The following is a 19,881-nucleotide window of genomic DNA, read 5'->3' on the forward strand; positions in this document are numbered from 1 at the left end:
GCTGGCAGGTGTCCTCATCTGGATGAGCGCACCGCTAACGATTGACAAAGGAATGCCTGTTAGCCTCATGGGCAGTATGCCCACGTCGCGCCCCGTCCTCGTCTCCGCCCTCGCCCTGAGTTTGCTGGGGCCGTGCGCCTCCGCCCTGATTGTGCCCATGAGCGGCTGGGTACCGGTGAACGGCAACGCCAACGTCTGGACCGACACCAGCGGGGCCTGCCTGCTGCGCGAGGAACGCTCCGGGCAGGCGTTCCCGGTGCTGGCCTCACAGGAGGAGGCGCTGGCCTTTGCCGCCAAATTGCGCGTGCAACTGAGCAAGTCAATGGGGCCAGTGGTGATCCAGCCAGTGGACCGCGCCGGATTCTGGGCCGTGCTGGCCGCCTACGACTACAAGAAAGAGGACGCGACGTACAAGGTCTCGCAGCTCTACCTCAACGACTTGGGAACCCTACGGACCGTGACCGGCAGCAGTGCCGACGGCGAGAAGGGCGCGTGTGTGAATGCCATGCGCGAATTTATCCGCTATCTGGCAGATTGAGGGCTGGCGGCTTGGGGGCAGACGGGTGGCCGGGGTCTGCTGGCAGAACTGAGGACCGGGCCGCCCAGCGCCCGCGTGCTACCCTCGCCAATTGATGTGTGAACAACATTTGCCCCCCTTTCCTGTGTCAAGTGCCGACTTGAGGACCCAGCCATGATGGTTGTTGCTGCGCTGCTCTCCTTGCTGCTGGTGTGGCTGTTTATCCGTGCCAGCAAGGCGCAGGGCTGGGGGCAGCCGGTCCGCAAGGACGGTCCTCAGACGCACCTGATCAAGGAGGGCACGCCCACGGCGGGCGGCGTGGCCTTCGTGCTGGCGCTGGCGCTGGTGTTCTTCCCGCTGTACTTCACGGGCAATGCGGGCGGCCCCCGCGAACTGCTGATCATGTTGACCGCGCTGGGCATGGGCCTGATCGGCGGCATAGACGACTTTCTGAAGGTCCGTTCGCGCATGAAGGGCAGCGGCAAAAAGGAATTGATTGCCCGCGAGAAGATGCCCCTGCAACTGCTGGTGGGCCTGCTGTTCGGCTGGTTCGCCGCGCCGCTGGCCGCGCATGAACTAGTGCCGGGCTTCGGGCAGATTGGGGACACGATTCTGCTGACGCTGGTGATGATCGGCAGCGTCAACGCCTTCAACTTCACTGACGGGCTGGACGGCCTGCTGGGCGGCGTGGCGATCATCGTGTTGCTGCCGCTGCTGGCGCTGTCGCCGGTCTCGGCGCTGCTGGTGGCCGTGCTGCTGGGCTTTCTGTGGTTCAACGCACACCCGGCCAGGGTGTTCATGGGCGACATGGGCAGCCACGCCATCGGGGCCATCGCGGCGGGCGCATACGTGCTGTACGCCGACGTGTGGCTGCTGCCGCTGGCCGCCATCATTCCAGTGGTGGCCGTGCTGAGCGTGGTGATTCAGGTGGTCTCCTTCCGCACCCGCAAGAAGCGCGTGTTCAAGATGAGTCCTATCCAGCACCACTTTGAGCTGAGTGGCTGGCCCGAGACCCACGTCACCCTGCGCTTCTGGGTAATCACGGCGGTGGCGACGGCGGCGGTGTGGTGGATTCTGGGCGGCAGGCCGTGATCAAAGGCGTCCCGTTCTCTGTTCACAGATTCCATGCTTGACAGTCTCTCCCATCTGCTCGCCCGCCGCGCCCATCTGCCCGCGCAGGGCACCACCTTCTACCGGGGCATCCACACCACCGAAACTGCCGGGGAATTCTCGCTGGACGTGGCCGGGGACACCGGGGTGCTGAGCCTGTATGCTGATCTCTCGCCACAGAAAGAGGCAGAATTAGCTGAGGCTTGTGGCAAGGCGGCGGGGCTGGCAGGCATCTACCTCAAACGCCGCCCCCCCGAAGCGCGGCACGCGGCGAATGTGGAACGCGACTGGCTCTCGCCCCCTGATCCCATCTGGGGCGAGGCGCAGGGGGAAGTCACGGCGCTGGAAAACGGCGTGCCCTTCCTGATCCGCCCCGGCGCAGACCTGAGCATCGGCCTGTTTGCGGACGCCCGCCCGGCGCGGGGCTGGGTCCGGCAGCAGGCCCCAGCGCGGGTGCTGAACGCCTTCGCCTACACCTGCGGTTTTGGCGTGAATGCCTCGCTAGGCGGCGCGGAGGCCGTCAAGAATGTGGACCTGTCGCGCAAAGTGCTGGCCTGGGGGCAGGAGAATTACGCGCTGAGCGGCGTCAGCGCCCCGGAGGAAGATTTTCTGTACGGCGACGTGTTCGACTGGTTCCGGCGGCTGGAACGGCGCGGTGAGACCTTTGATCTAGTGATTCTGGACCCTCCCAGCTTCGCACGGGGCAAGGCCGGAATCTGGCGCGCGGAACGGGATTACGGGCGGCTCGCGGCGCTTGCGGCGGCAGTCACCGCGCCGGGCGGGCAGATCATGACGCTGCTGAACCACGCAAGCGTCTCCCTGGCCAGCTTTGAGCGCATGGTCCGGCTGGGTTTAGAGGAAACCGGGCGACGGAGCCGCGCCGCAGAAAGCCTAGGCGCAGGCGAGGACTTTCCGGGGGCCACGCACCTGAAAGCAGTGGTGTGGGCGCTGGACTGAGCTGACGGAAATGAACTCGCCGGGTCTGGGTTGCCAGGACTAGATTTCTTCGGGCAGGCGGAAGGGGGCCAGCTTGCCCGCCGCGAAGCTACAGATCAGGTCACCCAGGGCAATGTCCTCGCTCATGGCCTCATAGACAGTAAAACGGATGACTTCGCCCGCCTCCACGCGGCGCAACACGTTCAGCGTGACCCAGCCGCTGACGGTGATCTCGCCGTAGGTCATGCTGAAAAATTCGGTGGCGTCGGGCGGACTGGACATCCTTCAAAGATAGTGCAGCTCCCGCTTTTTCGCCCCTTGCGCCTGTCCCACCCCCCCCAATATGCCGAATTCCACCCCCACTTGTGGGCCGCCTCACTTCGTTTTGTAAAGCGGCGGGTATGCTGGGGGCATGACGCAAACTGCTGACGCCGAGAAACAGGTTCTGGTGCCCCTGACCACCCCTGAAGAAGTCGATCAATTCCTCCAGGACTACCCGCTGGCCGCCGTGTTCAAGGCCGGGACCTGCCACAAGACCATGCAGGGCTTCGGCGTGCTGGAAACCTTCTTGCAGGACCACGAGCTGCCGGTGGGCTTTATCCGCGTGGTGGACTGGCGGCCCGCCAGCAACCGCGTGACGGAGATGACCGGCATCGTTCACCACAGCCCGCAACTGATGATCTTCAAAGACGGTCAGGTGCAGTTCGAGGTCAACAACTGGGACATCACCCCTGAGGCGCTGGAACCGGTGTTCGCGCAGGTGCCCGCCCGCAGCGCATCAGGCAGCGTGCAGACCGACGACAACATCGAGCCGTACCGCCGCCTGATGCGCGACTTCGTGGACGGCAAGGTCAGCGACTGGGCGTTTCAGGACCAGTACGTGACCATGTTCCGCGACGACGCCAGCCTGAGGAGCCAGCGCGAGTTTGAGCTGCTCTCCCGCCTGTTCGGTGATCCCGACGCCTACCACGGCGGCCTGCACCAACTGGGCCAGCCCCAGGAACGCGGCGAGTTGAAGGACCGCGTTCAGCAGCTCCTGACCGAACTGGGTTAAACCACTTCTCGACAACCATCAAAAAGAGTGCCGAACATTGCGTTCGGCACTCCTCTCTTTTACTGGCTTACTTGACGCTGAGGCGCACGTCCACGTTGTTGCGCGTGGCGGCGCTGTAGGGGCAAACCTCGTGGGCCGCCTTCATCAGGTCCATGGCCTGCTGCTCGTCCATGCCGGGAAAGTGGCCCTGGAGTTCCACGTCCAGCGCGAAGGCCCCGGTTTCATTGCTCAGGCCCACCATCGCCGTGATGGTCTGATCGCCGGGCAGCGTGATCTTGTCACGGCGGGCCACAACGCCCAGCGCGCCCTGAAAGCACGCCGCGTAGCCAGCGGCGAACAGTTGCTCGGGGTTGGTGCCGGGGCCGTCGTCGCCGCCCATGCCCTTGGGCACGCTGAGGTTCAAGTCGATGCGTCCATCATTGCTCTTGGTGTGTCCCGCGCGTCCGCCGGTGGCGGTGGCCTGTGCTGTATAGAGGTTGCTCACAGTAACAGGATGCCACAGCGCTCAGGTGTCAAAGGGAATCCGTCTGGACTTGCCACCGGATCAGGGCGAGAACATTGGCTTGCAGGGCATTTGGACGGTTCACGAAGTCCAGTAGCGAGTACACGTCCAGCGCCCGCGCTTGCCGCACGGCGTCGGGAAGCGGGTGGCTCCAGCCGCGCAGGACTCCAGCAGAAAACGGCGTTCCTGCGCGGTTCTCGAAGCGCAACAGATTCCCCAGGTCCATCAGTGGTGGGCCGCTCAGGGCGAATTCCCAGTCCAGTACGGCGCTTACCTGCCAGCCCGCGTGACGCCGCTCCACGAGAACATTCTTTGTATTGGCGTCCGCGTGAACCAGCGAGCGCTGGGGTTCCAGACCACACAGACAGGGCGCTTCCCGCTCGATCAGGCCCCACCACCCGGCCTGAAGCTGTGCGCCCAGCACCGCCCGTGCCGCGTCGTTCCAGATCAGCGGGTGGGCGTAGGCCAGCAGGTTGTCCGCCGCGTCGCCCGTGAAGGCGTCTACCCGCAGCGTTTCATCAGCAAACAGCCCAGGAGCTTCAAACTGAAGAGCGCCGATACGCGAGAACGCTCCGCCCAGAACCGCACCAATAGCCTCAGCCTCATCTGGAAACCAGGCCAGAGCCTCGTCGCCGCGCATTCCTGGCATGTCCTCAAGCAAGGCAAAAGGATGCGCTGTATTCAGGGCTGAGGCGAGGATTCGGGGCACAGGAACGACTTGTGCCGCCCGCGCCATCACCGCCAGTTCCCGCGCGGCCACGCCCGGCGCACGTCGCCACTGCCGGACGATCACGCTGGGAAATGATGCGCCGTCCAGCCCCACCCGGAAGAGATCGTTGGCATAGCCGCCAGACAGCGCGGAGACCTCTCCTATATGCGAACCGGGGAAGGTCTGCTCGATCAGCGCGGTGAAATCCATCACGCCAGCTTAAAGCGGACGCCCCCATGAAGAGGTATCCGCCAGAGAATTTGTCGGAGAATTTGATGATCAGTCGTTCGCTACCGAAGGCACGTCTTTGGGCGCAGGCGTCTCGCCTGGCGTAAAGCGGCCCTGCAACATGCTCAGCAGGTTGACCCCGGTGGCGTTCTCCACCTGCTCCACCAGCCCGATGATGTTGGCGGGCATGGTCTGCATGGCACTCCTCACAGCGCGTCCGTCGCCGCTGTCGATCACGGTCACCTTGTCGATCTGCATGCCCCGCACGCTGCCGGTGATCTGTTCGATAATTGCGGGCAGCATGTTCAGCACGTAGGCGCGTTCGCCCTCGGGTCCGGCGTCGCGGAAGGCTTCCACCATGAGTCTGACGGCCTCTGCCTTGGCGCGACCCTCCTCGATGATCGGGGCGGCGGCGGCCTGGGCGGCCAGCAGTTCGGCCTCGCGGTGGGCGCGGGCGGGGGCCACCACATCGGCCTCCAGACGCTTCTGGTTGAGGATAATTCGCTCCTGCTCCAGTTGCTGCTCGGCCACCACGCGGGCGCGTTCGGCCCCCACTTTGGCCTCGTTCTCGCGGCTGGCGGCCACGGCTTCCAGTTCGGCGCGGCGCACGCGCAGCTCGTTCTCGCGCTCCAGAATGGCCTGCTGTGAGGCAGTCTGGGCAATCACCGAACGCTGCCGGGCCTGGGCTTCAGCCTCGGCGGCCTCGGCATTCTGCTCGGCCTCGATCACGCGGGCCTGGCGCTGGGCCTCGGCCTTTTTCTGGCGCAGCAGGGCTTCTAAGGCCGCTTGCTCCTGCTCAAAGTTCTGGGTGGCGCGCACTTTTGCCAGTTCAGATTCCACCGTCGCCTCGTTCTGGCGCGACAATTGAATGGCCCCCAGCTCTGTACGGCGGACTTCCAGTTTGTTCTGCTCCTCCAGAATGGCCTGCTGGGCGATGGACTGCGTGACCTGGGCGCGTTGCACCGCCTGGGCCTCCGACTGGGTGGCCTCCGCGTTGCGCTCGGCCTCGGCCACACGGGCTTCCTTCAGCACCTCTGCGGTCTGCCGCCGCCCGATGCTTTCCAGATACCCGGCGATGTCGGATACGTTCTGAATCTTGAGGGTGTCGAGCTTGATGCCCAGGTTGTTCATGTCATGCTCGGCCTCCTCGATCAGCGATTCGGCGAAACGCAGACGGTCCTGGTTGATTTCTTCGGGGGTCAGGGTGGCGATCACGCCGCGCAGGTTGCCCTCCAGCGTATCGCGCACGATGTTGGTCAGTGACGCGCGTGGCACGTCCAGAAAGCGCTCGATAGCGTTCCCGAGTTGCGGATCGGAGCCGTTGATCTTGACGTTGGCCACCGCGTGGATCTTGAGGGGAATGCCGCCGCGCGAGTAGGCGTTTTCCACGGTCAGGTCCAGGGGAATGGTAGTCAGGTCCATCCACGACACCTTTTCCAGCAGCGGAATGCGGAAGGCGCGTCCGCCACGGATCACGCGGTAGCCCACCGTGTCGCCCTCAGCGGTCTGCCTGCTGCGCCCGGAAATGACCAGCACCTTGTTGGGTGGAACCACGATCAGCAGGTTCTGAATGAGCATGATCACCAGCACAATGCCGACGACGATGATGCCAGCGACGAATAGAACAGGAATGAAGTCGTTCATGGGATGTTCCTCCAATAAGTGAGTACGCGGTGAGTCGGGATGAAGTTCCCAGGACGCGGTCAGGGGCAAAAGACGTGGCCGAAAAGTGAGATTTTCAACGTCTGTAAGCGGGGAGTAAGAGGGTCTGGGGTGTCATGGGCTTCATTCTCGTTGCCGCACCCTTCTTCACGGCCCTCACCGCCCAGCTTCCCAATCATTCAGCCCACCGCCTGCCTCCAACTCTGCCCCCGGGACCCTGCCCATGACTGAATCCCCCACCCTGCCGCCGCCCACCGCCCCGCCTCCCCTGCCCCTGGACCGCGTGATCTATGCGGACCTGTGTACTGACCATTACCCCTGGACCGAGATCATGCTGGACCTGGAAACCCGCCAGACCGCAGGTTTCAGCGGCGTGCTGGACGCCGTGCAGGGGGACCGCTGGGCACGTTTTGTATGGGTACGCGGGCAATGTCTGGGCGGCTTCACGGGCGGCGGGCAGGCCGTGGGCTGGGACGTGACCCACGGCGGTCTGCCGCGTGCCCGCGTACGTCTGGGCGAGTGTTCGCCGCCTGTGGCCGCAGTGGTCTGGACCAGCCGTGCGGCGCGGGCGGGCCAACTGGCCGGACGCTGGCCCGACACGCAACTGATTCTCAAGCGCGAGCAGTTCTACGGTCTGGTGGTCTCGGAGGAACTGTGCAGCGTGTGGGAATCGGGGCAGGTGCTGGCCGGACATCTGCCAGACGACGGCGCGCTGTGCGTGGCCTACTCGCCCAACACGGCAGAGAACCGTGAGCAGTTGCTCCAGTTCTGGCGTCATCTGCTGGCCGCAGTTCACAGCAACGTTTCGCTGGACGAGGTCTGGCAGCAGACCTGCGTGCGCCTGAGCGCCGAGCATCCCTGCCTGGACCCCTTCGTACGCGAGGTCACGCTGCGCGGCGGCGTCCTGAACATCGATCCGAGTGTGGCTGTCGGAGAATTCCGCCCAGCGCTGCAAACGGCGCTGCGGGTGGCCCTGATGACCCTGGGCGTCAGTCTGGACGATCTGGCACTGGGTGACCTGCCAAACCGCCCCGAATGGGCCGCCGCCGGACTGGGCGGCCCGGTGGCAGGCACCGCGTCTGGGCGCCGTCAGGTAGGCCGATGAGCACGTCTGGACCAGGAGCATTGACGTGGCCGGATGGCCTGCGCCCTGAGATGGCCCTGCCGTTTGCGCTGTGGCGCACGCTGGACCTGATCGACGGCACGCGCGACGCTGCCGAGGTGGCCCGGCTGGCCGGCCTGAGCGCTCCCGAACTGCGCCGCAAGCTCCATGAGGCGCAGGGGTGGATCAGCCGCGCCGAGGACCACGGGCGCCCGGTGACAGACGAAGCGGCCCGGCAGGTGACCCAATGCCTGACCCAGGTGGTCGGCCCGGTGGCCGAACTGATGGTGGAAGAAGTTCTCGACGACCTGGGGGAAGCCGCCACCCTGAGTGCCCTGCTCTCGGGTCTGACCGCCGAACTGACCCCGGAACAGACGGGCCGTTTCGCGGGGCACCTGCGCTCACGGGGACTGGCATGAATCTAGGAGCTGGTATGAATCTGGCGACTGGCCTCAAACAGGGATCAGGCCCACGAAGATCGGCGCAACGACAGGCAGAACAGGGAACGAACAGGAGCAACGCAGGGCGGCCAGCAGAGCTGCGCCGTGAGGAACCGCGCAACACCGGGCAGGGACGGGGAACAGCAGGAGGGGGCCAACCATGAAATACACCGTGACCATTCAACAACCTGTGCAGGCCGAACGTCGGCGCGCACTGGAACAGCAACTGAGTGAGCGCTTCAGCCTCAGCGCCGAGCAGGCCGGGCGGCTGTCTGGACGCCGCACCGGACGCCTGATGAAGCCCACCAGCCGCGCCCGCGCAGAACTGCTGCTGGACGTGTTCCAGTTAGCAGGGGCGGCGGTGGCCCTGGAAGAGGTTCAGGAAGAGACCCAGATGCTCAACGAGCCGTTCCAGGGGCTGGCTCCCTCGCCCGCCACGCCGTTCGCCCGGAATGACGCCCCGGACGAGGCGTTCCTGGCCTCGCCGATGCCCGCGCCCGCCTGGCCCGGTTCGCCGGAAAGCACCTCGGCCTCACCCTTTGACAACATGTCCACCGCCGTGGTGACCAACGATCCCTTTTCCACGTCAGCTTTTGGGGGCAGCTCCGCTCAGTTTTCGGGCGGGGGTCTGGCGGTGGCCTCGCCCCTGACCAGCATGGACACGGCGCTGGGACAGACTTTCGGCAGCGCGTCCCTGACCTCCAGCACGCCGCTCTCCGACATGCCGCCCAGCGACGTCTGGTCAGATTTCACGGGCGCGCTGACCATGACCGACGCCACGGCCACACCGGCTGCACCATCGTCCGGGATGGGCAGCGCCGCAGCGATGGTGCCAGTGGTCCTTCCCGCCGGGACCGGGGAAGCCGAACCCAAAGGCCCGCGCCGCAGCCTGACGCGTCAGCTCACGCTGGGCACGCTGGCCCCACTGGCACTGTCGAGCGCCGTGACACTGGGTGTGCTGGCCCTGGTTCTGCCCGCTGTGCAGCGTCAGGCCGCGCAGGAGCAGGCCCGAACACTGGCCGCCGCCGTGGGGGCCAACCTGGGCAGCGGGGCACAGCTCAGTGCCCAGATTGGCGCGCTGGCCGCCACGCCGGGGGTGGGCTTCGTGCGGGCCGAGTTCCCCGGCGGCCAGACCACACTGCGCGCCCAGGACGCGGGTGTGGGCAGCCAGAACAGGGAACTGTCGGCCTGGCTGGGAAGCCACCCCAACGGCGGCACGCTGAAGCTGGGCGGCACCCAGTACGTGATCGCCCAGGCCACCTTCCGCAAGAACGCGGCAGGCAAGGCCGAGGTCATGCCGGCGGGGGCGGCCCAGAACACGCCCGTGCTGCGGCAGGTGGTGGTGGGCGTCCCGAACACCCAGGCCACCTCCGCCCTGCGCAACGCGCTGCTGCTGGTCCTGCTGGCGGCGCTGCTGGGTCTGGCCCTGGGGGGCTGGCTGGCTGGCCGCGCGGCCCGGCAGATCACCCGGCCCATTGAGCGGCTGGTCAAGGCCGCCGACGCCATCAGCATGGGGGACCTGTCGCGCCCGGTCCACGCTGATCAGAACGACGAAATCGGCGATCTGTCCCAGGCGCTGGAGCGCATGCGCCAGAGCTTGGAAGCCGCGATGGAACGTCTGCGCCGCCGCCGCAAGACCTGAGCGCGCAGCAGAAGAGAGGGCCGGAGTGTAGATCTCCGGCCCTCTCTCTACGCGTCACTTGATTCAGTCGGGTTTCATGCTGTGCTTCAGATCACGGATCTGATCGTGGCTGGCCTTGACCTGGGCGTACTGGCCGTCCACAAAGGACCGCAGATCAGCGGGAAGCTCTGTTTCGTTCAGCACGTCCTGATAGTTCTGAATCGCCACGTCCTCACCGCGCTCGGCCTCGGCCACCACGGCGTAATCGCCCTTGCCCGTCATGGCGTCGCGCACGTTGAGCCAGGTGCGGTGCAGGGCCGCGCCGACGCTGCCGCCCTTGTCGGCGTCGCCCCCCATACTCTGAATCTTTGTGACGACTTCGCCCGCAAGCGTGGCACGCTGCCGGCTGCGCTCGGTGAACAGGGTTTTCAGGTCAGGGGCGTCGGCGTGATCGGCGGCCTGGGCAAAGCCCTTCTCACCGTCGCGCAGGGTGCCCAGCAGGTATTGCAGTTTGTCGATGGCCTGTTCGTTGTTCATCATGGTGGTCTCTCCTTCGGCGCGGCCTGCACAGGCCGCCGTTGCCGTTGCAGAGCAGGTTAAGCGGCCAGTTCAGGAGAAGACTGTGTGGGAGCTTAACGAGGCCCACTGTCACGTCTTGAGCTGACCTTGATTATTCACGCAGACCCGACGCCTCTGCCCGCGCTAGCGTCTGAAACATGTCCCCGCCGCCCGCCACCCTTCCCTGGATTCTCCGCATGGCCTGGCATGACCTGTGTTTCATGCACTGGCCGGTGGACGCGCAGGCCATTGCCCGTACCCTGCCGCGCGGCGTGACCGTCGATACCCACGGCGGCAAGGCGTATCTGGGCGTGGTGCCGTTCCGCATGGCAGACGTGGCCCCGCGCTTGGTGCCGGGTGTACCGGGCCTGAGCGCCTTTCCCGAACTGAACCTGCGGACCTATGTGACGGCAGGCGGCGAACCGGGCGTGTGGTTCTACAGTCTGGACGCCGCACAGCCGCTGGGGGTGAGGCTGGCGCGGCGGTTCTTCCATCTGCCCTACTTCGACGCCCGGATGTGGGTCTCGCGTGAGCAGGGCATCACACGCTACGCCAGTCTGCGGACGCATCGGGGCGAGCCGCCCGCACGTTTTGCCGCCGCCTACCGGCCCATCGGTGGGCCTGTCGAGGCCCCGCCCGGCAGCCTGGAAGACTGGCTGACCAACCGCCTGAACCTCTACAGCGCCGACAGGCGTGGGCAGGTCTACCGGGGCCGCATCGCACACCATGCATGGCCCCTGCGCCGCGCCGAGGCCCTGATCCACGAAAACACCCTGGCCGATGCGCTGGGCATCCTACTGGAGGGACCGCCCCATCTCCTGCACGCCGAGGAACTGCGCGTCCACGCCCACTGGCTGGAGCGGGTGAAGTAGAGGCAAGCAAGGAAATTCAGCCCTCACACAGCCTTTACCATCAGATGAGACACCCCCAATTGTATTGATTGCAGTTTGCAATCATCTTCGCCGTCGGGCATCATGGTGCGGTGAGTCTTCCCCCCTCCTCTCCACTCACCGATGCCGAGCTGAACAGCCCCGAATTGCATTTCCTGACGGCGCTGTGGGATACCTGGCAGGCATTGACCACGGTAGGCGAGGCCTGCCTGCGCCGCCATGAACTGGACCTGCGGAGTTTTATCGCCCTGTCCTACCTGCAAGGCGGGCCGCAGCAGCCTGCCGATCTGGCCCGCGAACTGGGCCTGCCGCGCTACGAGATCAGCCGGGTACTGTCCGTGCTGGACGCGCTGGGGGCCGTGACCCGCGAACGTGGGGCCATCACACACATCGGGGCGGACGGACGCGGCGTGATCGTCCGCATCACCCCGGCTGGGCGTGAGCGCTGGGCCGCAGCCCTGCAAACCGTCCGCATGCTGACCGGACCCCCGCTAGCCCATCTGGACGGCGCCCAGCAGCTCGGCCTGATCCAGACCCTGCAAGGCGTGGCCCACGCCGCCCAGCAGCAACCCCAACACACACAGGAGCCAACCCCATGACTGAATCTTCCAGATCTGACCGCAAGACCCCCACACCCTCCCCCGCCTCCGGCTGCCCCTTCGGCTACGGCGAACCGCTGACGCACGAGGCCAGGGACGTGGCCCGCCTGCCCGCCGTGACGCACGGTGAGGACGGTCTGTACCACGTTCACCGCTTCGCCACCGCCCGCGAGGTGCTGAAACAGGACGGTGTGTCGCAGGCCGGGTTCATGTCGGAATCCTCCCAGCGCAGCGGGCCGTCGCTGACCAACCAGCCGGTGCTGTTTGCCGAGGGAGACCACCACCACGACATGCGCCGCCAGACCGCCAAGTACTTCACCCCCGCTTCAGTGGCGGGCTATCAGCTCATGATCGCGGCCCTGGCCGACAAACTGATTGCCGGGCTGGTGCGCGACGGAGAGGGCAATCTGGATAACCTGAGTCTGGTGCTGGCCGTGGAAGTGGCCGCGCAGGTGGTGGGGCTGACCAGCAGCGTGCTGCCGGGCCTGGAAAAACGCGTGATGAGCTTCGTGGAAAACGGCCTGGACAGCCAGCCCGGAGCCGCCCAGAAAATGGGCAAAGGCAAGCAGACCCTGATGCAGAGCAATCTGGCCGCCTTCTTCCTGCTGGACGTGAAACCCGCCATCGCCGTGCGCCGCCGCAAACGCCGTGACGATCTGATCAGCCATCTGATCGACCGCAACTACAGCGACGTGGAAATCGTGACCGAGTGCCTGACCTACGCCACGGCAGGCATGGTCACCACCCGCGAGTTCATCAGCGCCGCCGCGTGGCACCTGCTCCAGCATCCCGAACTGCGTGCCGACTACGTCCACGGCACCGAGAAGGAACGCCACGCCATCCTGCACGAGATTCTGAGGCTGGAGCCGGTGGTCCGCACGCTGTACCGCCGCGCGAACGAGGACCTGACGCTGGACGGCCAGACCGTTCCGGCAGGGAGCGTAATGGCCCTGCACATCACCGACGCCAATACAGACCCGGATGTGGTGGGCGACCCGGCCAATGCCCTGTGCCCCATGCGCCCGCTGCCGCGCGGCGTCCAGGCCCCGGTGCTGGCCTTCGGCGACGGCCACCACCGCTGCCCCGGCGCGTTCCTGGCGATCCGCGAGAGCGACGCCTTCCTGCGCCGCCTATTGATCTGGAACGACGTGGAAATCGTCACCGCGCCCACCGTGGGGACCAACGAGACGGTCAAGGGCTATGAAATCCGGGACTTCAAGATCCGGCTGGGCCAGGGGCGCGGGGCCAACGCGAAAGCCTGAGCGGCAATGACCTGAGAGAAAATGAAAAGAGGGCGGCGCAATCATCAAAGATTGCGCCGCCCTTTCCCGTTCATTTCAGCCTGAGTTGCCATTCGGTAATCGCCACCCAGGGTTTAAAGCCCAGTGCCACGTTGATGCCCAGCATGGCGGCGTTTTCCTCGGCGTTGTTGGTCTGGATCACGCGGGCTTCGGAAGCATTCTGCGCGAGGTAGTCCAGCATCAGCGCCTTGAGCCATTTGCCCAGGCCCTGCCCACGCGCGACGGGGCGCACGGCAGTTGATCCCTGATGGATGATGGAGGCACGTTCAGGTGTCCAGGAGACATCGGTGTAGCCCACCAGTTCGCCGCTCCGGGTGTCTTCCACGGCGATCAGCAGTTCGCGCTCACCACTTTCCGCCGAATTCGCCTCCCAGCCCCGGATCGTTTCGGGGGTGATGCGCCAGTCGTCCATGTCCAGTTCGCCCTTCGGGGCAGAGTTCATGACCATCATCAGATCGGCCATGCGCTCTAGAAACTCGCCGGGGATGGGGCCGTCCCAGGTGTGCAGGCGGTACGGCTCTCCGGCTGGCCGGATCAGCCACTGGGCCAGCAGGTCACGGTCCACCCCCGCCAGTTCCAGACGGCTCTGGCGCGTGGGCAGCGCGGCCTCGGCCCCCAGCAGCCGAGCAAAGGGTTCTCCGCCCGCGTGACGGTCAGAGGTCACGAAGGTGATGGTGCGGCGCGTTTCACGGCGGGCCACTTCCTCCAGAGCGGCGGCCAGCGCGCGGCCCAGTCCCTCACGCCGACGCTGCGGGTGGACGATCAGCCGCGCGTGGGCCAGATGAAGATTCTGCTGCGTGTCGTAATTCAGGCTGCCCCAGCCCACCGCCCGTCCACCATCCCACACCACGAAATGTTCGGTCCGGTCCTCAGGCATCCCCTGAATCAGTCCCAGCGCCTGTTTCCCGGCGTTCAGCGGCGGCTCGCCGGGATACGCGAAGGCGAACACGTCCACATTGAGTTGCCCCACCGCCAGACGCTGTTCAGGCAGGGCCGTATGGGGATCGAAAGGCGTCACCGTCAGTTCGGTCAGGGTCACGCCTCAGTCTGAATCATTCGCGTCAGGAAGACATGGGCCAGATGGCGCAGAGAAGAGGTCAGGCCCACACCATTGGCAGCTCCACCCGCACCCCGCCCACCTCGCGCCCGGCCCAGTTGTGCAGCGTGTCAGGGGCCAGGGCACGCAGCTCTGACGTCAGCGGCACGCCCAGCGCCTCCAGCACCCCCAGCGCCACGTGCGCCCGCGCCCGCTCGCCGCCGTCCATGATCTTGAAGGCCACGCCCAGCGGTCCGCGTGGGCTATCCCGAAGGCCGATGCCGTAAAACGCCTCCGCGCCCATCTTGGCCACCAGACCGGGAACCAGAGGCATCAGGGTGGTGTCCAGCCGTCCGGGTCCAGCCACCAGAAAAGGATGTTCGGTCATGGCGGAAAAGATGCGTTCCAGCGCCTCTGCATATTCACCTAAAGGCTGCGCCAGCCCCACGAAAATCCGGGCGGCGGCGCTCAGCGGCAGCGCGAAGGCCGGAACGCTACAGCCGTCGGTACCCACTTCTACCTGTTGCAGATCGACACCACCCAGTTCGGCATGCAACTCCCGAATGCGGATTTGCAGGGGGTGACCGTGTTCGGTGTAGCCCTCCTTCGGCCAGCCATTCAGCACGCACGAAAGTAGCATTCCGGCGTGCTTGCCCGAACAGTTGTGGTGCAAAGGCGTCGCAGTCTCACCCGCACGGATCAGTTCTGCCGCCACCGCCGCGTCGAAGGGCGGGTGCATACCGCATTTTAGATCAGCCACGGTGCTGCCGGAACGCTCCAGCAGTCGCAGCACCGCCAGCCGATGCTCTGCCGTTCCGGCGTGGCTGGCACAGGCAATCGCCAGCTCATCGGACGGCAATTCGGGGGCGGCCAGGGCCAGCGGCAATGCCTGCACCGGCTTGCTGCTGCTGCGCGGGAAGGTGACCAGAGCGGGGTCACCGCAACTGGCGATCAAGGTTCCATCCGCGTCCACCACGGCCAGATGAACGGTGTGAATACTCTCGTCCACGCCGCCGCGCGTGAAGACCACCCGGGCCACCTGTGATTCAGTCTGTGTCATGCTGCCTAGAGTAGCCCCAGAAAGCGCCCAGCTTGACTTCTCCGGCCCTGACCCTTAATCTTCTGTCCGCTGGTCCGCCAGCCTGAGCTGGAAAATATAGGGTCCGGTAGTGTAGCGGTTAGCATATCTGCCTGTCACGCAGAAGGTCGCGGGTTCAAATCCCGTCCGGACCGCCAGAAGAGAAGGGAGTGGGGAGCAAAGTGCCTCGCTCCTTTTTTTTGTCTTGTCTTGACACAGCCGTGGAGGTTCGGCCATATGCGGCCAACGTGACACCCTGCCCCCGCGCTTTGTCCTATGATGCGTCCCGGTTTCGCACGGCGTCCGTGAGCAAATTTTGTGTTCCCCACTGCTCCGAACCCCGCGCACGGCGAGCCTATCCCCAGACACCCTGGCCCCAGAAGCCCTGGTTTCTGCCCCGGAGGAGGACGCCCGAACATGACTGCCACTAAATCCCCCCTGACCACCCCCCTGTTCACCACCACCGACGCCGCCGAGCTGTATCAGGTGCCCAACTGGAGCGGCGGCTGGTTCCGCGTCTCCGAGAAGGGCGAGATGGAAGTGACGCCCGCCCCCGGCCTGCACGCCCCGCTGCGCGCCATTGTGGATGAGATCGTGGAGCGCGGAGAGAGCCTGCCCGTGATCCTGCGCTTTCCCCAGGTCATCACCGGGCGCGTCAAGCACCTCAATGAATCCTTCCAGAACGCCATCACCGAGTACGGCTACGGCAACCACTATCAGGGCGTTTTCCCTATCAAGGTCAACCAGCGCCGCGTGGTGGTGGAGTCGGTGGCCGCCGCTGGCTACGACTACGCGCACGGCCTGGAGGCCGGCAGCAAGGCCGAGCTGGCGCTGTGTCTGGCCCAGCGGATGCACCCCGACGCGCTGCTGTGCTGCAACGGCTTCAAGGACGACGGCTTTATCAAGCTGGCGTTGTGGGGCCGCACGCTAGGCAAGAATGTGGTCATCACGATTGAGAAATACAGCGAGCTGGACCGGATTCTCAAGCAGGCCAAAGCGCTGGGCGTCAAGCCCGCCATCGGGGTGCGCTTCAAGTTGCATGCACGCGGCAGCGGCCAGTGGGAGGAATCCGGCGGCGATCAGGCCAAGTTCGGCCTCAACGCCTACGAGTTGCTGCGCGTGGTGGAGCGCCTCAAGGAAGAGGACATGCTGGACAGCCTGGTAATGCTGCACACCCACATCGGCTCGCAGATCACCGACATCCGGCGGGTCAAGGTGGCCGTGCGCGAGGCCACCCAGACCTACGCGGGCATGATCGCGGCGGGCGCGAAGCTGAAGTATCTGAACGTGGGCGGCGGCCTGGGCGTGGATTACGACGGCTCCAAGACCACCTTCTACGCCTCCATGAATTACACCGTGCGCGAGTACGCCGCCGACATCGTGTACACCATTCAGGAGGTCTGCAAGGCCCGCGAGGTGCCCGAACCCGTGATCATCAGCGAGTCTGGCCGCGCCCTGACCGCCCACCACGCCGTGCTGATCATGCCGGTGGTAGATGTGACCGGCCCCACCCGTGACCTGGAAGACCTCGCGCCCGCCAGCGAGGACAGCCACCAGATCGTCAAGGACATGGAAGACGTGCTGGAAAAGATCACCCTGCGCAACTACCGCGAGTCTTACAACGACGCCGTGGGCGACAAGCAGACGCTGCACAACCTGTTTGATCTGGGTTACGTGACCCTGATGGACCGGGCGCGCGGCGAGGCGCTGTTCAACGCCATCCTGCGCCGCATCGCCAAGCTGATCCAGAACGAGAAGTACGTGCCGGACGAACTGGAAGACCTGCAAAAGGTGCTGGCCGACAAGTTCATCTGCAACTTCAGTCTGTTCCAGAGCCTGCCGGACAACTGGGCGATTCAGGCGCTGTTCCCGATTGTGCCGCTGGACCGCCTGAACGAGCAGCCCACCCGTCAGGCCACCATCGTGGATATCACCTGCGATAGCGACGGCAAGATTGACAAGTTCATCGACCTGCGCGACGTGAAGTCCACCCTGCCGCTGCACGAGCCGGGGGACCGCCCGTACTATCTGGGCACCTTCCTCATGGGTGCGTATCAGGACGTGCTGGGCAGCGCCCACAACCTGTTCGGCAAGGTCAGCGAGGCGCACGTAACGGTTAAGCCGGGAGGCAAGTTCCACATTGATCTGTTCGTGCGCGGCCAGAAGGCGCGGCGCATGATCGAGTCGATGGGTTACGAGGAACCCATGCTGCGCGACGCCATCGAGGATCAGGCCGACGACGCCATCAAACAGGGCATCCTGACCAACGAGCAGGAAAACGAACTGCTGGACGATTACGGCGAGGAATTGCTGGGCTACACCTATCTGGAGTACGAGGAAGGCTGAAGCCCGGCAGCGTGGAAAAGGCGGACGGCGAACCATTGATCAGGTTCGCCGTCGTACTTTGTCTATGCCATCTTCCAGACGTGAACCTGCCCCGGCTTCAGCGCGGCGGCGCACCCGGCAGATCGACAGCCTGCACGGACACCGGTTCCCCGAAACGGGGGTACTTGCTGCCCAGACTGGGCTTGCCGCGCCCGCACAGCACCGTGATTCTAGGCTGGCTGCCCCCCTTGATCTCGGCCAGCGCCAGTCGGCCCGTCTCGTAGGCCCCCATATCGATGTACAGGTGGCGGCCCATCCGGGCGGGGACCGGGACCGGGGTGTGGCCATGAACGCTGTAGACCACACCGTCAGGCAGGGGAAACGGTCCCTCGAAGGGGCGCAGCCACAGCGCCGCCGTCATGGCGTCCGGGTACTGCTGGTGGCGCACCGGGGGCGAGGCGTGGGCAATCAGCACGCTGGGCGTGGTGGGCGGCTGATCGTGGACCGCGCCATCCTCGGTAACGTAGACCACCCGGCCCAGGTCCTGCAAATATTCTTCCAGCAGCGCCGGAAACTGTTCCAGGGTCAGGCCGCCCAGTTCGCTGCGGACCGTCTCGCCCCCGGCCCGCATCCACGAACGGAAGCCCTCGATGGCGCGGCGGTAATCGCCCATGTCGTGGGTGCCCAGATACTGCCGGTACCAGCGCAGGCCCGAGGCCGCCATCAGCTCATGGTTGCCCATCAGCAGGGTGGCGCGGCCTTCCTTTTTCAGGGCCAGCAGTTTTTCCACCACTTTCATGCTGCGCGGTCCCCGGTCAATAGCGTCGCCCAGGCTCACGAAATACGCCTCCGGGTACTGGGCAAGGGCGGCGTCCAGCAGGTCCGGTCTGCCATGCAAATCCGGGATCACCACCACCTGACGGGTCATAACGGTTCTCCTTGCTCTTCACCAGGGCTGTTTTCATCCGTGAAGTCCAGCAGCGTCTGCTTGCTGCGTTCGCGCAACAGCCGCGCACCGTCCGGGTCCGGCGTGAAGGTCACGGTGCCGCTCGCCCCGTTCATTTGTACGACCACCCGGTACGCCCCGCCGTCCGCAGCAGCGGGCAGCCACTCGGCGGGCAGTTGGAAGGTGCGTCCCCGCGTATCTTCCACATCGGCCAGACCCGCGTCCTCGTCCAGCACATCAATTACCAGCAGTTCTTCGGTGTTCACGCTCATCTGCGGCAGTCTAGCGCCCCCCTTCCTACAGTTCGCTGACCTGCATCCTTCGGGGGACGCCCTGCCCCCACCAGGGGGGGTAGGCTGCGCGACATGTCTACCCCCCGCCCCCGTGGCCCCCACCTGACCCGCCGCCGCGTGCTGCGCGGGCTGGCGGGCACTGGCCTGGGCGTGGCGGCGCTGGGTGGTATGGGCGCGGCGCAGGCGTACCAGTTTGGCGTGACGCAGCACACCCGCACGCTGCCAGGCCTGACACGGCCCCTGCGGGTGGCCTTTCTGACCGATCTGCATTTCGGGCTGTTCATCTATGGCGGCAGCGTGCGCGCCTGGGTGGACGCTGCCAACGCCGCCAGGGCGGACCTGATCGTGCTGGGCGGCGATCAGATGGACTACCGCGCCGACGAGGCCCCTGCCGCCCTGCTGAGCGAATTGAAGCGCCTGAAGGCCCCACTGGGCGTGTACGGCGTGTGGGGCAACCACGATTACGGCAGCTTCGGCAAGTATTACAGTCCGCACTACGGCCCGCGCCGCAATGACTGGCCCCAGCGCCGCGAGGCCTTGCGCGCCGCCTACGCGGAGGCAGGCGTGACCATTCTGAGAAACGAGGGCCGCAGCGTACGGGATGACCTGTATCTGGCGGGAGTAGACGACCTGTGGGAGGGAGAGGTAGACCTGGGCGCAACCCTGGCTGGCAAGCCTTCGGCAGGGGGAACGCTGCTGCTCAGCCACAATCCCGATCTGCTGCCGGACCTGCCTCCTGGCCTGGGGCTGGTGCTGAGCGGCCATACCCACGGCGGTCAGATTCGGTTGCCGCTGATCGGCGCTCCCATAGTGCCCAGCAGGTACGGACAGCGTTACGCGATGGGCTGGGTCACAGGCTCACACGGCACGCCTGCCTATGTCAGCCGGGGGCTGGGCCTCAGCGGCGTGCCCCTGCGGAACCTGTGCGAGCCGGAAATAGCCGTGTTCACGCTGACGCCTGAATAAGGGTTGAG

The 19,881-nt window shown here is 65.6% G+C and carries 21 protein-coding genes and 1 tRNA gene; 13 read left to right on the top strand and 9 right to left on the bottom strand.

All coding sequences use genetic code 11. The features are described 5' to 3' along the window. Positions 1-76: 76 nt before the first annotated feature. From DAAJ005_RS14450 to DAAJ005_RS14460, 3 genes are all read left to right on the top strand, one after another. Positions 77-538: a hypothetical protein gene (locus DAAJ005_RS14450; protein WP_226342444.1), complete on the top strand. Its 462-nt coding sequence runs from the start codon at positions 77-79 to the stop codon at positions 536-538. 153 nt (positions 539-691) lie between these two features. Next, positions 692-1,609, top strand: coding sequence for a phospho-N-acetylmuramoyl-pentapeptide-transferase (locus DAAJ005_RS14455; protein ID WP_151847726.1), 918 nt, complete (start codon positions 692-694; stop codon positions 1,607-1,609). Positions 1,610-1,642: 33 nt separating this feature from the next. Then, entirely contained in the window at positions 1,643-2,584 is a 942-nt protein-coding gene (locus DAAJ005_RS14460; RefSeq protein WP_151847727.1) for a class I SAM-dependent rRNA methyltransferase, read from the top strand. A gap of 39 nt (positions 2,585-2,623) precedes the next feature. Here DAAJ005_RS14460 and DAAJ005_RS14465 read toward each other — a convergent pair whose 3' ends face one another. Further along, a complete protein-coding gene (locus DAAJ005_RS14465) occupies positions 2,624-2,845 on the bottom strand; it encodes a hypothetical protein (protein WP_151847728.1) in 222 nt (73 codons plus the stop codon). A 130-nt stretch (positions 2,846-2,975) separates the two neighbouring features. Here DAAJ005_RS14465 and DAAJ005_RS14470 point away from each other — a divergent pair, with 130 nt between their 5' ends. Continuing rightward, the gene (locus tag DAAJ005_RS14470; RefSeq protein ID WP_151847729.1) at positions 2,976-3,617 is read left to right on the top strand and encodes a monothiol bacilliredoxin BrxC family protein; all 642 of its coding nucleotides are present in this window, start codon (positions 2,976-2,978) and stop codon (positions 3,615-3,617) included. A 67-nt stretch (positions 3,618-3,684) separates the two neighbouring features. Here the strand turns inward: DAAJ005_RS14470 and DAAJ005_RS14475 are convergent, their stop codons facing one another. The 3 genes from DAAJ005_RS14475 to DAAJ005_RS14485 all read right to left on the bottom strand — a co-directional run bounded on the left by DAAJ005_RS14475 (position 3,685) and on the right by DAAJ005_RS14485 (position 6,700). Continuing rightward, complete coding sequence (locus DAAJ005_RS14475; RefSeq protein ID WP_151847730.1) at positions 3,685-4,101, bottom strand: organic hydroperoxide resistance protein; 417 nt, start codon at positions 4,099-4,101, stop codon at positions 3,685-3,687. A 28-nt stretch (positions 4,102-4,129) separates the two neighbouring features. Beyond that, the gene (locus DAAJ005_RS14480) at positions 4,130-5,038 is read right to left on the bottom strand and encodes an aminoglycoside phosphotransferase family protein (protein WP_151847731.1); all 909 of its coding nucleotides are present in this window, start codon (positions 5,036-5,038) and stop codon (positions 4,130-4,132) included. Positions 5,039-5,107: 69 nt separating this feature from the next. After that, a complete protein-coding gene (locus tag DAAJ005_RS14485; protein WP_151847732.1) occupies positions 5,108-6,700 on the bottom strand; it encodes a flotillin family protein in 1,593 nt (530 codons plus the stop codon). Between the two features lie 241 nt (positions 6,701-6,941). Between DAAJ005_RS14485 and DAAJ005_RS14490 the strand changes: the two genes are divergently transcribed. From DAAJ005_RS14490 to DAAJ005_RS14500, 3 genes are all read left to right on the top strand, one after another. Continuing rightward, on the top strand, positions 6,942-7,823 hold the full coding sequence (locus DAAJ005_RS14490; protein WP_151847733.1) for a hypothetical protein: 882 nt from the start codon (positions 6,942-6,944) through the stop codon (positions 7,821-7,823). Beyond that, positions 7,820-8,239: a hypothetical protein gene (locus DAAJ005_RS14495; RefSeq protein ID WP_151847734.1), complete on the top strand. Its 420-nt coding sequence runs from the start codon at positions 7,820-7,822 to the stop codon at positions 8,237-8,239. Before DAAJ005_RS14490 ends, DAAJ005_RS14495 begins: the two co-directional genes overlap by 4 nt. A gap of 181 nt (positions 8,240-8,420) precedes the next feature. Then, entirely contained in the window at positions 8,421-9,902 is a 1,482-nt protein-coding gene (locus tag DAAJ005_RS14500; protein ID WP_151847735.1) for a HAMP domain-containing protein, read from the top strand. A gap of 63 nt (positions 9,903-9,965) precedes the next feature. Here DAAJ005_RS14500 and DAAJ005_RS14505 read toward each other — a convergent pair whose 3' ends face one another. After that, entirely contained in the window at positions 9,966-10,421 is a 456-nt protein-coding gene (locus DAAJ005_RS14505; RefSeq protein ID WP_151847736.1) for a PA2169 family four-helix-bundle protein, read from the bottom strand. 176 nt (positions 10,422-10,597) lie between these two features. Between DAAJ005_RS14505 and DAAJ005_RS14510 the strand changes: the two genes are divergently transcribed. From DAAJ005_RS14510 to DAAJ005_RS14520, 3 genes are all read left to right on the top strand, one after another. After that, on the top strand, positions 10,598-11,311 hold the full coding sequence (locus DAAJ005_RS14510; RefSeq protein WP_151847737.1) for a YqjF family protein: 714 nt from the start codon (positions 10,598-10,600) through the stop codon (positions 11,309-11,311). 110 nt (positions 11,312-11,421) lie between these two features. Next, positions 11,422-11,928 carry a MarR family winged helix-turn-helix transcriptional regulator gene (locus DAAJ005_RS14515; protein WP_151847738.1) on the top strand — a complete coding sequence of 169 codons (507 nt, stop codon included), beginning with the start codon at positions 11,422-11,424 and terminating at the stop codon, positions 11,926-11,928. Beyond that, a complete protein-coding gene (locus tag DAAJ005_RS14520) occupies positions 11,925-13,190 on the top strand; it encodes a cytochrome P450 (RefSeq protein ID WP_151847739.1) in 1,266 nt (421 codons plus the stop codon). The genes DAAJ005_RS14515 and DAAJ005_RS14520 overlap by 4 nt, the downstream gene beginning before the upstream one ends. A 70-nt stretch (positions 13,191-13,260) precedes the next feature. Here DAAJ005_RS14520 and DAAJ005_RS14525 read toward each other — a convergent pair whose 3' ends face one another. Further along, positions 13,261-14,268 carry a GNAT family N-acetyltransferase gene (locus DAAJ005_RS14525; RefSeq protein ID WP_151847740.1) on the bottom strand — a complete coding sequence of 336 codons (1,008 nt, stop codon included), beginning with the start codon at positions 14,266-14,268 and terminating at the stop codon, positions 13,261-13,263. A gap of 58 nt (positions 14,269-14,326) precedes the next feature. After that, entirely contained in the window at positions 14,327-15,325 is a 999-nt protein-coding gene (locus tag DAAJ005_RS14530; protein WP_151847741.1) for an asparaginase, read from the bottom strand. A gap of 100 nt (positions 15,326-15,425) precedes the next feature. Between DAAJ005_RS14530 and DAAJ005_RS14535 the strand changes: the two genes are divergently transcribed. Continuing rightward, positions 15,426-15,501: transfer RNA gene (locus DAAJ005_RS14535), tRNA-Asp, on the top strand. A gap of 259 nt (positions 15,502-15,760) precedes the next feature. Continuing rightward, positions 15,761-17,689 carry a biosynthetic arginine decarboxylase gene (gene speA / locus DAAJ005_RS14540; protein WP_151847742.1) on the top strand — a complete coding sequence of 643 codons (1,929 nt, stop codon included), beginning with the start codon at positions 15,761-15,763 and terminating at the stop codon, positions 17,687-17,689. Between the two features lie 97 nt (positions 17,690-17,786). On the opposite strand, the gene DAAJ005_RS14545 is transcribed toward speA, so the two are convergent. Both DAAJ005_RS14545 and DAAJ005_RS14550 read right to left on the bottom strand, forming a co-directional pair. Continuing rightward, entirely contained in the window at positions 17,787-18,596 is an 810-nt protein-coding gene (locus DAAJ005_RS14545) for a metallophosphoesterase (RefSeq protein ID WP_151847743.1), read from the bottom strand. After that, positions 18,593-18,886, bottom strand: a complete 294-nt coding sequence (locus DAAJ005_RS14550) for a hypothetical protein (protein ID WP_192930784.1) — start codon at positions 18,884-18,886, stop codon at positions 18,593-18,595. The genes DAAJ005_RS14545 and DAAJ005_RS14550 overlap by 4 nt, the downstream gene beginning before the upstream one ends. A 93-nt stretch (positions 18,887-18,979) precedes the next feature. On the opposite strand from DAAJ005_RS14550, the gene DAAJ005_RS14555 reads away from it, so the two are divergent. Further along, on the top strand, positions 18,980-19,873 hold the full coding sequence (locus DAAJ005_RS14555) for a metallophosphoesterase (protein WP_151847744.1): 894 nt from the start codon (positions 18,980-18,982) through the stop codon (positions 19,871-19,873). Positions 19,874-19,881 lie beyond the last annotated feature (8 nt).

The organism is Deinococcus sp. AJ005 (assembly GCF_009017495.1).
In the GTDB taxonomy this organism is placed as follows: Bacteria; Deinococcota; Deinococci; order Deinococcales; family Deinococcaceae; genus Deinococcus.